Origin of the sequence: Salinisphaera dokdonensis CL-ES53, assembly GCF_040361215.1 — a bacterium.
Lineage (GTDB): Bacteria > Pseudomonadota > Gammaproteobacteria > Nevskiales > Salinisphaeraceae > Salinisphaera > Salinisphaera dokdonensis.
This window is the reverse complement of record NZ_APND01000003.1, coordinates 62,200-75,167: the sequence shown is the minus strand read 5'-3', so window position 1 is coordinate 75,167 and position 12,968 is coordinate 62,200. Positions and strand designations below refer to the sequence as shown.

The window sequence follows — 12,968 nt, the reverse complement described above, 5'->3', positions numbered from 1 at the left end:
TCGGTATCGGCTGCACAGGGGCGCGCTTGAGTCTCGCCGCGCGGCAGTCCCTGGACGAGTGGCCCCATGCGTGCTGCGAGGGGGGGAGGTGACGGCGGTTGCGCGGCGAGGGTAGTGCTCTTGGACAGCGGTTGCCGGGAAAAGTCGTCAATTAGTAGTAGCTGCCTGTAAGAAAGGAGGTGCGGCAGAGCGGAAACAAGCGTCTGGATACGGCGGTACAGCGCCCACCGGCCTGTGTATTGCGCGTCGCGGCAAGCGCGTGGGCGGTTTTGCCAGGGTGCCGCGAGCGAGCGGCGCGTTGCGGATAGTGAATTGTCGTTTCACAAATAACATGATTAGCTTTGCGGTCTTCGTGCAGTGCGCCATTGGGTCGGTGGGTCCCGGGCCGCTCTCGGAAACTTCTTTATTTCTGGGGAGAGATACATGGTTCCGATTTACATGTCGCTACTGGCATTCGTGCCACTAGTGCTCGCCGGTGTGATGCTCATCGGCATGCGCATGCAGGCGCGTACGGCGATGCCGGTGGTTTTCATCGTCACGGTACTGATCGCATTGCTGGCCTGGGACATGAGCTTCACGCGAGTGGCAGCTTCCAGTCTTCAAGGGCTGATGCTGACGGTCTCGATCCTGTGGATCATCTTCGGCGCGATTCTGCTGTTGAACACGCTCAAGCACTCGGGCGGGATCGCAGCGATTCGCAACGGTTTCTCGGGCATCAGTCCGGACCGTCGTATCCAGGCAATCATCGTGGCGTGGCTGTTTGGCTGCTTCATCGAGGGCGCCTCGGGCTTCGGCACGCCCGCTGCCGTAGCCGCACCGCTGATGGTCGCGCTCGGCTTCCCTGCGCTGGCTGCGGTTGTCGTGGGCATGATGATTCAGTCCACGCCGGTATCCTTCGGCGCGGTCGGTACCCCGATCATCGTGGGTGTGACCGGTGGTGTGCAGAAGTCGCAGATCACCGAGCAGCTGGTGGCCAATGGTTCGGACTGGGAAACCTATTTCCGCCTGATCACTTCGGAAGTCGCCATTACGCACGCCATCTGCGGCATTCTCATGCCGTTGATCATGATCACCGTCATGGCGCGCTTCTTCGGTGAACGCAAATCCTGGGGCGACGGCCTTGCCGTGGCGCCGTTCGCGCTGTTCGCCGGTGTGGCCTTCGTCGTGCCCTACGCCCTGGCCGGCGTGTTCCTCGGGCCGGAATTCCCGTCCATGATCGGCGCCATGGTTGGCCTGGCCATCGTCGTGCCCGCCGCGCGTCGTGGCTTTCTCATCCCCAAGACGCCGTGGGACTTTCCGGACGCCAGCAAATGGCCGTCCGAATGGGTCGGCAACATGGATATCAAGGCCGATCACGTGGCCGGACGCACGCCGCTGACGCCGACCATGGGCTGGGTGCCGTACGTTCTGCTGGCCGCGCTGCTGGTGATCTCGCGCACGGTTGAACCGATCACCAATGCGCTCAAGTCGGTCGCCATCAGCTGGAGCGATATCCTGGGTCAAGCCGATGTCTCCGGCTCGATTCAGCCGCTGTATCTGCCGGGCGGCATCATCTGCATGGCCGTGCTGATCACCTTCTTCCTGCACCGCATGCGCGCGCCGGCGATGGGTGCCGCGTTCAAGGAATCGACCAACACGATCCTGGGTGCTGGCTTCGTGCTGATTTTCACCATTCCGATGGTGCGTATTCTCATCAACTCCGGTGTGAACGGTTCGGATCTGGTGTCGATGCCGGTCGCGATGGCGCAGCTCGTCGCTGACGGCGTGGGCCATATCTATCCGCTGTTTGCGCCGGCCGTGGGCGCGCTGGGTGCCTTCATCGCCGGTTCGAACACCGTGTCGAACCTGATGCTGTCGGACTTCCAGTTCAACGTCGCCGCGACGCTGGGTGTTTCGACCGCCATGATGGTTGCACTCCAGGCCGTGGGTGCGGCTGCCGGCAATATGATCGCGATCCACAACGTCGTGGCCGCGTCGGCCACCGTCGGCCTGTTGGGCCGCGAGGGTACGACGCTGCGCAAGACGATCCTGCCGACGCTCTACTACTGCGTACTGGCAGGCGTGATCGGCCTGATTGCCTTCTACGGCATCGGCGTGGTCGACGGCCTCATGAACTAGAGGCCGGTGCCACAACGAAGGGCGGCCGCCTCGGCGGCCGTTTTTCGTTGTGCGGCGTGACTGGACGCAGCGTTTACACTAAGCCGGTCTTCAATCGTTTTATCTTTTCCAAAATTCGGGAACACTGCCATGCAACAGAAATCCGTAGTCACGCTCGACGACGCGAACACCATCCTCGACGCGGCCCAGAAAGAGGCCGAGGCGCAGGGCTGGAACGTATCCATCGCGGTGGTCGACGATGGCGGCCACCTGATCGCGCTGCGTCGTCTCGACGGCTGTGCGCCGATGGGCAGCTATGTCGCCACCGAGAAGGCCCGCAGCGCGGCGCTGGGCGGCAAGGAAACCCAGGCGTTCGAGGATATGATCAATGGCGGGCGTGCAGCCTTCCTGTCGGTGCCGGAACTGAAGGCGACGATGACCGGCGGCGTGCCGGTGATGGTCGACGGCAAGCTCGCCGGCGCCGTGGGCGTGTCGGGCGTGAAGCCGGATCAGGACGCGCAGACTGCCAAGGCGGGCATCGCCGCGGTTACCGGTTGATCGAACGGGACAGCGTTTGAACGAAAGGCGGCGCCGGAATCCCGGCGCCGCCTTTTTTATGCACGCGTTTTACGGGGGTACCTGGGGTGCCGCTTCAGGCGTAGCCGAAACGACTGGCGACCGGGCCCGTGATCTCGCGGATCGTGGCCAGTTCCTCGTCGCTGAACGCCGGCTTGTAGTAGCCGGGCAGGCGCAGGCGCGACGCGGCAGCATCGAGCGTCTCGGTATCCACTTCCAGGCCGCAATGGGCATAGAAGCCGGTGAGGACCTCGTGCGAACGGGTACACATATCCTCGTAACGCACGATCAGCGCGGCTTGCTTGAGCGCCGGGTCGGCATCGAGACGGTCGGCGATATCCGCATAGACCATCGCCCAGTAGTGCGCCCAGCCTTCGACCTCGCGGCCTTCGGCCCATAGCGCCTCGACGCGCTCAAGCGTCTGCCGGTCGCCGGTGTTGATCGCGCGCCGATCCAGGCCGAACTCGAAATGGCCCACGCGGCGCATATGCTCGAGTGCCCGTGGGTGTTCGCTTTCGCCGGCCTCGAACAGCGTCTGCTGCTTCATCAGCGAGGCGATATGCCAGACCGGATCGCGTACCGGCAGCACGAAGCGCGCATCCGCAAACATCTTCTGCAGATACTGCAGGCGCATGAGGTTGTAATTGCCCTTCGCTACATAGCGCCTGGCTTCACGAATAGCGAGTACCTTGCGGATATGCTCGGCGTAGAAGCGCTCGAACTCGGGTTGCTCGGTCCGTGCGTCGAGCACGCTGCTCCGGCGGGGGTCGTGCGTATCGGGGAAGAAGGCCATCCAGAGCACTTCCTCGAAGGCCTCGGGGCTTTGCGAGGTGACCGCAATACCGTCGCCGTGGGCGCGTTCCTTAGCGGTTTCATCTGCCTGTGGCACGCGGGCCAGCCAACGATCCCACAGCCAGGGCGTGAATACCGGCGGGAAATCGCGGTATTGATGCGTGCCGACTTCGGGATGCTCGGCCAGTAGCTCCAGCAGAATGGTGGTGCCCGAACGGGCAAGGCCGGCCACATAGATCGGTGCGTCGATGGTGACGCCCTCGATCGCTTCGCCGGCCATGCGGGTGTCGAAGTTGCCGAGCCGGATCGCGCCGCGCGGGTGGCGATGCTGCCAGCCGCCGATACGGTCGATCCAGGTCGGTACCTCGAAACTCGCGATTGCTGCATCGCTGGGCCGGGAGCGGGCAGTGCGCTCGCCCGACTCGTTTGCCGATGATGACGGCGTGGACGCCTCGTCAGCTGGCTTGTTCTCGGTATCGCTCATTCGATTTTCGCCCATTTGTAGATCAGCAACGAGACGATGAACATCACGGGGATGAACACGAACAGCCAGGAACGCATCCACGACGGCCCGAACGGGATCACCTCGAGCGTCGGCAGTTCGATATGGACTTGGTCGACAGGGGCATCGTCCGGTAGATAACCGAGCGGATTCTCGGCCAACCAATGCCACCAGGGTTGCTTGGTGACGATGCCGACCGGCGCGCTCATCTCGATGTCGGCGATGGCACCGCCATCGTCACTTACGAGCAGATGGGCGGGGGCGACATCGGATTGCCAGTCGGTTTGAACGCCTTCCGGCACGGTCTGGATGACGGGCGGTTGGCCATCAGCCGGCAGGGTACGCCCATAGTTCGTCTCGGCCCAGAGCAGCAGCGCGAGCAGGGGCAGGATCGCCAGCAGGGTGCCGGGCACGACCAGGCCGACATGGCGAAAGGCGCTGACGAACTGGGCCTTGATCAACGGGCCGGCATCGGCAAAATCGCCGTCGAACTCGTTGAGCTGACGTCGCGCATCCTTGGCTTCGCGCTTGGCCGTGCCGATACGCGATTGCGGCGACAGCGCCTTGTAAAGAAACATGGTGAGCAACGCGCCCACCGTCGCCCAGATAGCCAGCCGCGCGGCCGCGGGCAAGACATTCGCCATGGCCGCATCGATCAGATCGAATAGCGGCGCGGGCAGGTCAAAAAGCCCCATCGACTCTCTCCAGAGAAAACGACGCCGCCGCCCAACCGTGAACGGCGGGCGGGCGACAACGCCGAATAGGAATTACGGGTTGGACGAGTGCTCTTGTGAGCTGTCACTGGCGTCGCGGTTCTGCTGCGTGCCCTGGCTTGCGGCCGCGGCCTTGGCCTCTTCCCGCTTGCGCCGGCGCATACGCCGGATCGGCCAGAGGATGACGAACAGCAGCGCGGCACCGATCGCGGCGACCACGCCCCAGAGGGCGCCCAGCAGGCTCAGGCCGGCACCGGGGCCGACATAGGCCTGGGCGGCAGCAAAAGGAGCCAGCATCAATGCAGCGGCGAGGCCGGTGCGTATCAGCGGTTTCGTCTGTTGTTTGTTCAGGTCAGTCATGACGTTGTCCTCTCAGGGGTTCTGAATACGGTTACGGAATTCCGGCTCGAAGTCCTCGGCCTGCAGGCGCTGGCCCGACGAGACGACGGGAATATGCTGATCCTTGTCGCCGGCGCGTTTGGGATTGAAGAACTCCCAGACGATGTCGCCGTCGCGGGTGACTTCGAACAGGCGGCCGCCGTCGGATTCGGTAATCAGCCGGTTGCCGTTCGCAAGCGTGATGATCTGGCCGCGCAGACGACTGGCGAACGGGTGTTCCTTATCGCCCTGGTAGCGCCAGACGATCTCCTCGCTTTCAGGATCGACTTCCAGCGCACGGGTCATGTTGTCGGCCTGGAAATGGCCATAGTTGTCGAACAGGGTGAAGTTGCCGTTCGGCAGGGCGCGCGCCGAGTGCTGGCCGAGCCAGGAGCCACTCATCGCCCAGGTCAGCTGGCCGGAATCCAGGTCGATCAGTGCCGGCGTGCCGGGATGACGGAAAGACACCAGTACCTGATTGCCGCGGCCCTTGGCCGGGCCAAAGGATTGCGCCAACTCGTCGTCGATGAACTGGATGCTGTTGGTGTGCAGCGGGTCCTCGACGGCGAAATGCGCGATATTCGTCAGCAGCGGCTGAAAGCGCGATTCGTAGAACGCCTCGAACAGCGGAATCTTGCTCTGTTCTTCCCCGGTCTCGCCGTCGAGCACGACCGCGTAGTCGTCCAGGAACGGCTTCGCGAGTGCCGGGAAGTCGTCGAACGTCTTGTCGGAGAAGGCGTGCGTGAGCAGCACGATCCGGCCGTCCGGCGTGATATCGAAGTCGTGGTGTGCGGCGCCGTGATATTTCCAGATCACGTTCGAGTCCGCGTCGAGCCGGACCATGCCGTAACCCCACGGCGTATCGCCCGCGGTGATATAGATGGCGAGCAGATCCCCGTTCGGGTACATGATCGCCTTGCGCCAGTACATCAAACCGTCGTCCTGGGCGCCTCGGCCAGCCGGATTGGTCGACCACAGCTTGCTGTAAGGCAGGGTCCAGCTATGAACCTCGTTGCCTTCCATGTCGATCAGTGATGCGCTGGGGCCGCCGCCCGAGGTATAGAGCGTATAGCCCTGATAGGCGCGCTCGGCGTCGTGAATGGTCGTGCCACGGCGCTCGCTGCGCGCGATGCGCCATTGATCGGTCTGGGTATACGGATCGTCGATCGAATCCTGTACCAGCAGGGCATGCCCGGCCTTGTACGCATCGTTGACGAATTCATAGGGGAAGACCTTGGCGAGCACGACCATGGTGCCGCCAAGAAAGGCGAGAAAGAGACACGCCACGAAAAACGCCGTAAACCCGACGCGATCCGCATTATCCATTGTTGAACCCTTGTTCCAGGGCCCCATACACCGGCTTCGGGTTTGAAGCGCGGCGCCCTCGGCTCTGTTAGGACATTAGCATTTTTCTCAAGTTCACGTTAGCGAAACATCATCGTGATGATGGCGTCGCTGTTGGGATCGACGGCCGGAAAATGTATTCGACTACGGCGAGATAGCGGCTGAAACTAGTTCGGGTCGACACGAATATAGACCGCATTGCCGGACTGGCCATCGTCTGTTTCGCCACCGATAGGCGTCCATTGGCGTCGCGGCAGGAGCAGCTGTGTCTGCATGCTCTGCGAGCCGTCGGCGGTGGCATAGGTGAGCTCGATCGAGACCGTGATATCGCTGCCGGACCCCGCATCGAAGCCATAGTCGAGGCGCGCATCGCGGGTGGCGATACGGCCGGCGTCGCGGGCGGCAACAGAAAATTCAAGCCGTCGCGGTTTGGGCGTCGCGGTGCTATCCGGCGCCGCGTTCATGCCATAGCGGATCTTGACCGTGAACGGCTTGGACGGCGCGGCGCCGGCAGCGCTCTGGGCCAGAGCGGTAAGCGGCGCACAGATCAGCGCCAGCCCCAGAAGCAGGGCGACGCGCGTGGACGTGGACATGCTCATCGCCCTATCTCCTGCAGCCGCGGCTGCGGTGGTGCTTATCGGCCCGCGCGGCGTGTCCGGTGCGGTCACGTCAACGCGCGTTCTCCGGTTATAGCACGGGCCCGATCGCGCCGTGACCGCGGTTCAGCGTGTTGCGGGCTCGGCTGCGCGGTGGGCGCTCGCGCCCTCGGCGGTGAGGGCGAGCAGGCGATCGGAAAGCACGGCCAGCAGGGCGCCGTAGAGCGGCAGGAACAGGCACAGGCTGATCAGCAGCTTGAAGACGTAGTCCACACAGGCAATTTCGAACCAGTGTTCGGCCATGAACGGGTTCGACGACGCCACAAAGGCGATCGAGAAGAACAGCAGCGTATCCAGTGCGTTGCCGATGATCGTTGAGGCCGCTGGCGCGACCCACCAGCGCGGCAATGCGCGCAGGCGCCGGAACACCCCGATATCGAGCAGCTGGCCGAACAGATAGGCACAGAAACTGGCGAGCGCAATCCGCGCGACCGCGCCATTGAACTCGCCAAGCGCGCCGAAGCCGGCAAAGCGCCCGTCGACATAGAGCACAGAGAACAGATACGACACCAGCAGTGCCGGGCCCATCACCGCGAACACGATCCGGCGCGCGGTCGCCGCACCGAAGATGCGTACCGTCAGGTCGGTCGCCAGAAAGATGAACGGAAAGCTGAAAGCGCCCCAGGTGGTATGCCAGCCGAACAGCGTGAACGGCAGTTGCACCAGATAATTGCTGGCCGCAATCACGACGATATGCAGCACGGCGAGGGCGATGACGACGCGACGCCACTGGGCGTCGGAAAGCGCGGACATGGGCATGACCTTTTTAATGACGGGGTGAGGGAACCCGTGGACACGGTGTTACGCGAGCGTGCGCAGGATACTAGGTCGTGTTCTCGGCGTCTGCCGGTGGGTCATAAGCGCCTGAAGCGATGGCCTCCAGTTCTGCGTAGAGATCGGCCTCGGCGTGGATGCTGCGCAGGATCCAGTACAGGCCGCTGAGCGTGCGCATGAGAAACACCAGCTCCGGCGCGGCGTTGAACAGCTTCCAGTGGCGCAGCGACTTGCGGATTTCACCTCGGATGGACTCGATCAGGCCGTCGTCTGTGAATACGTACGCGGCGTTGTCGCGCAGCGGGCCGAGCGACGCGGCCGCATGCCCGGCATAGATCTCGGTATAGAGTTCGCTGTGCCGGGACCAGCTGTTCGGCGGCACGACGCCAAGACGCTCGAGGGCCGAGTGGACGTCTTCCCAGCGGCTTTCCAGCGCGGCCGCGACCACGTCGCGCAGACCGGCGCGGGTCTCGATGTCCAGACGCTTCACGCAGCCGAAGTCGTAGAGCGCGACCTCGCCGTTTTTCGTTACGCCGAAATTGCCCGGGTGCGGGTCGGCGTGCAGCACGCCGTGGGTGAATACCTGGCGGTTGATCGCGCCGACGATCGCATGCCCGAGATCTGACGGCGCTTCGCCGATCGGTGCGGACGGCACGTGTTGGGTCACGAGCACCGAGTCCGCGCACAGCTCGGGCACCGGTTCAGGCAGCACGAAACGGGGCAGGCCAATGGCGCGCAGCGATTCGAGGTTGCGTAGCTCGTGGCGGTAGTCGGTTTCTTCGATGAAGCGCTCGCGCAGTTCATCGAGCACGGCATCGATATCGCTGCCGCGGATGGGCAGAAACCGCGACAGCTTGAGCAGCCGACCGAGATTGGCGATATCGGCATCCACGGCGTCCGCGACGCCGGGATAGCGGATCTTGACCACCACATCGCGTCCGTCGGTCAACCGAGCGCGGTGGACCTGGCCAATGGATGCCGCAGCGAGCGCTTCTTCGTCGAGTTGCTCGACTTGGGCCCGCTGCTCGTCGCTCCAGGCGGCATCGAGTACCGGCTCGAGACGCTCGAAGGCCCAGGGCTCGGCGTTACGCTGCAGACGCGCGAGCTGTTCGGCTAGTTGCTCGGGCAGGAAATCCTGATACTGGGAGGCGATCTGGCCGAGCTTCATCGCTGCGCCCTTGAGCCCGCCGAGCGTGTCGAACCAGTCCTGTCCGGTTTTCTGCCAGCTTTTGGCGCGGTCGTAGCCCGGCAGCGTATGCAGCGCGCTGCGCCCGAGGCTGCGTACGCCCGCGCCGATGATGCGGCGCCGGCGGGTGCGTTGTTCGTCCTTATCCGAAGCCATGAACCGGAATATCGCTCTCGTTGCGAAGCCAGCCGTAAAGCGCCTGCGCGTCGCTCGGGCGCACCTGGGTATTCGGGAGCACGGCGGTCGGATGCGGGGTGCGGTCGAGGAAGAACTCGCCCTGGCAATGCTTGGCAGCCTCCGCTGCCCCCAGCCAGACAGCGGTATCGGCGCCCATACGCGCATCACGCAGGAAGCGGCCCATCACCTTGTCGAATCCCGGCAGCGATTTTGTCACCCCCGGCGTGGCCGCCCAGCCGGGATGCATGGCGTTGAACTGCACGCCGGCGTCGCCGTAGCGGCGCGCCCAGTGACGGGTGACGGCGACCAGCCCGCGCTTGGCGCGGGCGTAGGCATTGTTGGCGCTGTAGCTCGATTTCTCGAAGTTAAGGTCCCCGAGTACCAGCGGCTGCAGGTACATGCCGCCGCTAGACATGTTCACCACACGCCCGCCGGCGGCGATGAGCGTGCCCATGAGCGTTTCCGTGAGCACGAATGGCGCGACCAGGTTGATCGCGAGCGTGCGTTCGAAACCGTCGTCGGTAAGCGCATGCGTATCGAACATCGCGCCGGCGTTGTTGACCAGCACGTCGATATGCGGGAACTGAGCGGCCAGACGTTCGCCGAGTGCGCGGGTCTGCGCGACGTCGACCAGGTCGGCTTGTTCGGTATGGATACGCGCGATATCGCCGCCGGCGAAGTCGTGCACGGCTTGGCGCGAGGCGGCGAGCTTGTCCGCGTCGCGGCCGACCAGCACAACGGTCGCGCCCAGGCGCGCGTATTCGCAGGCGATCGCTTCGCCGATGCCGCTGGTCGCGCCGGTGACAACAACAACGCGGTCGTCCATGAACTCGCTGTGCGATTTGTCATCCAACGCGAGGTAGCCGCGCTCGGTAAACGTCGGCGCTGCGAGGATCATGCTGCGATCGGCCGCGTAGCTCGGCCAGCTCTGACGCGGCGGCTCGGACTTGATCGTCAACGCGTCAGCCAGGCCGGCGACGGCCTTGCGCCCGACGCGCTTGAACAGCGGGCGTGCCACGGTCTGGCTCAGCCGCAACACGCCGGAAAGCTGGAAATCCGCGCGATAGTCGATTTCGGCACCGCCGGAAGCGCCGGACGAGATAGCGATCGTCTCGGTCGAGCGGATGCCGTTGCCGTGCATCTCGAGCTCGATACGCGTATCCGCCTCTAGCGCGGTAATGCGATAGCGCAGTGTGGAGCGGCGTCCGAACAGGCTGACCGTGACATCGAATTCGCTGCCTACCGCCGGCGTGCCAGGCGTGATCTTCGCGGCGCGATAGACGCCCGGGTCCCATTGCTCACAGGTGGAGAAGTCCAGCAGGTAGCGATAGCAGTCGGCCGCGCTGCGGGCGACACGAACGGTTTCATGGAGTCGGATCATTGAAGAACAGTTGCGACCAAAGTCGAGTAGTACGCCAGTTTGTGCAGTGCGGTTGAGCACTGCAACTGTCATCGCGCTGTCAGGTAAACGTCACGCTCGTGAAGTGCGCCCCCGGTAGGTTCTTGGTCGCCTTTGACCGATCAACCTGAGGGGGAACCATGACCACGACGCAACCCGTCTGGCGACGACTTGTGCTGCTTGCACTTCTGACCGCCAGTATCGCCGGCTGTTCCAGCAGCGACGGCGACGATAACGACAACGATTCCGGCGACATGGACAACGCTGCGCCGGCCTACCGGCTGCAGCTGCTGCATTTCGCCGATATGGACGGCTCGACCGCCGCGCTCGACTATGTGTCGAATTTCTCGAGCCTGGTCAACGCCTTTGCCAGCGACGAGGATCTGGCGGACAACACGCTCGTACTCAGCTCCGGCGACAACTTCATTCCCGGCCCGCGATTTTTCGCGGCCGGCGTGGATAACGACGACACACGCGGGGCACTCGGCGTGGCCGGCAACGGCCGCGGCGATATCGTATTCGTGAACGCCTTCGATACCGCCGCCGCTGCGGTCGGAAACCATGATCTGGACCAGGGTACCGAGGCGTTTGCCGATATTATCGCTGCCGATGGCGATTACCCCGGCGCCGCCTTCCCTTATCTGTCGACCAATCTGGATTTCTCTACTGATGCCAGTCTGTCGGGCCTGATCGTGGCCGACGGCCTGCCGACAAGCGACGGCGCCGGCAGCGTTTCGGGCTCCGCCACCGTCGAGATCGGCGGCGAGACCATCGGTCTGGTCGGCGCGAGCACGCCGGCCCTGGCGAGCCTCACCTCGACGGGCGGCATCACCGTGTCGCCGAGCGGCTTCAGCATGGACGAGTCCGGCTACGACGCGCTGGCCGCCGAGATCCAGCCCGCGATCGATGCGCTCGTGGACGCCGGTATCGACAAGATCGTGCTCATGGCCCACATGCAGCAGATCGCGATCGAGAAAGCACTTGCCACGCGTCTGAACGACGTCGACATCATCATTGCCGGCGGGTCCAATACGCTGCTCGCGGACAGCAACGATGTCCTGCGCGACGGTGAGATGGCCGCCGACACCTATCCGTTGTCCTTTGACGGACCGGACGGCACGCCCACGCTGGTCGTCAACGTGGACGGCGACTACAAATACCTCGGCCGTCTGGTCGCGGATTTCGACGATGCCGGCGTGCTGATCACTAGCACGCTGGATGCCGCCGAAAACGGCGCCTGGGCGTCGACCGATGCCGTGGTCGAGATGCTCGGCAATCGCGGTCTGGATACGACGGCGAACCCGGACGTGCTCGACGTGCAATCCGCACTGCAGACCGTGCTCGCCGATCAGGACGGCAACGTGCAGGGCATCACCGACGTCTATCTGGACGGCCGGCGTACCCAGGTGCGTACCGAAGAGACCAATCTCGGCGATCTCACCGCCGATGCCAATCTTTATTACGCCCGTCTGGCCGAGCCCGGCGTGCAGGTCTCGCTCAAGAACGGCGGCGGTATTCGTGACGATATCGGCCAGGTGGTCGTGCCGCCGGGTTCGAACGACGCCGAGCCGGAATTTCGACCGCCGCAGGCTAACGACTCGATCGGCAAGCCGGCCGGCGGCGTGTCGCAGTTCGATATCGCCGGCTCGCTGCGTTTCAACAACAGCCTGACGCTGATCACGGTCACCGCCGCCGAGCTGCGCGACATCATGGAACACGCGGTCGCGGCCACCACCGAAGGCGCCACGCCGGGCCAGTTCCCACAGATCGGCGGCATGCGGATCGCGTTCGATGCCGACGAGACCGCCCGGACCGGCGGCCAGATGAATCTCGGTGCGGCCACCACGGGCAGCCGAATCCGCAGCCTGGAAGTCATCGACGACGCCGGTACGGCCACCGATACGATCGTTGCCAACGGCGTGCTGCAAGGCGATTCAAATCGTGGCATCCGCATGGTGCTGCTGGCCTTCACTGCGGCCTGCGTGGCCGGCGACAACTACGATGCCGGCACCCAGGAATGCGGCGATGCCTATCCGCTGATGAGCCTGGCCGATCCGCAACGCGTGGATCTCGACCCCGCTACGGCGACGGATCCGTCGCTGGTGAGCACGGACTACGATCCGGGCCTGGCGTCATTCGCCGACAGCGGTACCGAGCAGGACGCCCTGGCCGAACATCTGCGGGCGCTCTACAACCCGGACAACGGGGGTATGGCGTACGCACAGGTAGAAACGGCCGCCGCGGACGACACGCGTATCGTCAATCTGAAGGCCCAGCGCGACGCGCCCTAATCGTCGTCTAGGCTGGACGGACAGGCCGGGCTGGCAGCAGCGCGGCCTTTTTCATGCGCGGACTTCGAACGAAACGATAGACT

General features: G+C 64.2%; 11 protein-coding genes. 3 read left to right on the top strand and 8 right to left on the bottom strand.

Features of this window, described 5'->3' with window-relative positions; genetic code table 11:
• Positions 1–423 precede the first annotated feature (423 nt).
• Both SADO_RS09920 and SADO_RS09915 read left to right on the top strand, forming a co-directional pair.
• Complete coding sequence (locus SADO_RS09920; RefSeq protein WP_353111047.1) at positions 424–2,118, top strand: L-lactate permease; 1,695 nt, start codon at positions 424–426, stop codon at positions 2,116–2,118.
• A gap of 129 nt (positions 2,119–2,247) precedes the next feature.
• Positions 2,248–2,655: a GlcG/HbpS family heme-binding protein gene (locus SADO_RS09915; RefSeq protein ID WP_353111046.1), complete on the top strand. Its 408-nt coding sequence runs from the start codon at positions 2,248–2,250 to the stop codon at positions 2,653–2,655.
• Positions 2,656–2,749: 94 nt separating this feature from the next.
• On the opposite strand, the gene SADO_RS09910 is transcribed toward SADO_RS09915, so the two are convergent.
• The 8 genes from SADO_RS09910 to SADO_RS09875 all read right to left on the bottom strand — a co-directional run bounded on the left by SADO_RS09910 (position 2,750) and on the right by SADO_RS09875 (position 10,576).
• The gene (locus tag SADO_RS09910; protein ID WP_353111045.1) at positions 2,750–3,949 is read right to left on the bottom strand and encodes a sulfotransferase; all 1,200 of its coding nucleotides are present in this window, start codon (positions 3,947–3,949) and stop codon (positions 2,750–2,752) included.
• Entirely contained in the window at positions 3,946–4,662 is a 717-nt protein-coding gene (locus SADO_RS09905) for a hypothetical protein (protein WP_353111044.1), read from the bottom strand. Before SADO_RS09905 ends, SADO_RS09910 begins: the two co-directional genes overlap by 4 nt.
• A gap of 72 nt (positions 4,663–4,734) precedes the next feature.
• Positions 4,735–5,040 carry a hypothetical protein gene (locus SADO_RS09900; RefSeq protein ID WP_353111043.1) on the bottom strand — a complete coding sequence of 102 codons (306 nt, stop codon included), beginning with the start codon at positions 5,038–5,040 and terminating at the stop codon, positions 4,735–4,737.
• A gap of 12 nt (positions 5,041–5,052) precedes the next feature.
• On the bottom strand, positions 5,053–6,384 hold the full coding sequence (locus SADO_RS09895) for an arylsulfotransferase family protein (RefSeq protein WP_353111042.1): 1,332 nt from the start codon (positions 6,382–6,384) through the stop codon (positions 5,053–5,055).
• Positions 6,385–6,569: 185 nt separating this feature from the next.
• Positions 6,570–7,001: a hypothetical protein gene (locus SADO_RS09890; RefSeq protein ID WP_353111041.1), complete on the bottom strand. Its 432-nt coding sequence runs from the start codon at positions 6,999–7,001 to the stop codon at positions 6,570–6,572.
• 123 nt (positions 7,002–7,124) lie between these two features.
• Complete coding sequence (locus SADO_RS09885) at positions 7,125–7,811, bottom strand: 7-cyano-7-deazaguanine/7-aminomethyl-7-deazaguanine transporter (protein ID WP_353111040.1); 687 nt, start codon at positions 7,809–7,811, stop codon at positions 7,125–7,127.
• Between the two features lie 70 nt (positions 7,812–7,881).
• Positions 7,882–9,174: an ABC1 kinase family protein gene (locus tag SADO_RS09880; protein WP_353111039.1), complete on the bottom strand. Its 1,293-nt coding sequence runs from the start codon at positions 9,172–9,174 to the stop codon at positions 7,882–7,884.
• Positions 9,161–10,576 carry an SDR family NAD(P)-dependent oxidoreductase gene (locus SADO_RS09875; RefSeq protein ID WP_353111038.1) on the bottom strand — a complete coding sequence of 472 codons (1,416 nt, stop codon included), beginning with the start codon at positions 10,574–10,576 and terminating at the stop codon, positions 9,161–9,163. Before SADO_RS09875 ends, SADO_RS09880 begins: the two co-directional genes overlap by 14 nt.
• Before the next feature lie 158 nt (positions 10,577–10,734).
• Here SADO_RS09875 and SADO_RS09870 point away from each other — a divergent pair, with 158 nt between their 5' ends.
• Positions 10,735–12,885, top strand: a complete 2,151-nt coding sequence (locus tag SADO_RS09870) for a bifunctional metallophosphatase/5'-nucleotidase (RefSeq protein ID WP_353111037.1) — start codon at positions 10,735–10,737, stop codon at positions 12,883–12,885.
• Positions 12,886–12,968: the final 83 nt, after the last annotated feature.

Coding starts and splice junctions, on each gene's coding strand:
- SADO_RS09920 (WP_353111047.1), top strand. CDS start 424: ATGGTTCCGATTTACATGTCGCTACTGGCATTCGTGCCACTAGTGCTC.
- SADO_RS09915 (WP_353111046.1), top strand. CDS start 2,248: ATGCAACAGAAATCCGTAGTCACGCTCGACGACGCGAACACCATCCTC.
- SADO_RS09910 (WP_353111045.1), bottom strand. CDS start 3,949: ATGAGCGATACCGAGAACAAGCCAGCTGACGAGGCGTCCACGCCGTCA.
- SADO_RS09905 (WP_353111044.1), bottom strand. CDS start 4,662: ATGGGGCTTTTTGACCTGCCCGCGCCGCTATTCGATCTGATCGATGCG.
- SADO_RS09900 (WP_353111043.1), bottom strand. CDS start 5,040: ATGACTGACCTGAACAAACAACAGACGAAACCGCTGATACGCACCGGC.
- SADO_RS09895 (WP_353111042.1), bottom strand. CDS start 6,384: ATGGATAATGCGGATCGCGTCGGGTTTACGGCGTTTTTCGTGGCGTGT.
- SADO_RS09890 (WP_353111041.1), bottom strand. CDS start 7,001: ATGAGCATGTCCACGTCCACGCGCGTCGCCCTGCTTCTGGGGCTGGCG.
- SADO_RS09885 (WP_353111040.1), bottom strand. CDS start 7,811: ATGTCCGCGCTTTCCGACGCCCAGTGGCGTCGCGTCGTCATCGCCCTC.
- SADO_RS09880 (WP_353111039.1), bottom strand. CDS start 9,174: ATGGCTTCGGATAAGGACGAACAACGCACCCGCCGGCGCCGCATCATC.
- SADO_RS09875 (WP_353111038.1), bottom strand. CDS start 10,576: ATGATCCGACTCCATGAAACCGTTCGTGTCGCCCGCAGCGCGGCCGAC.
- SADO_RS09870 (WP_353111037.1), top strand. CDS start 10,735: ATGACCACGACGCAACCCGTCTGGCGACGACTTGTGCTGCTTGCACTT.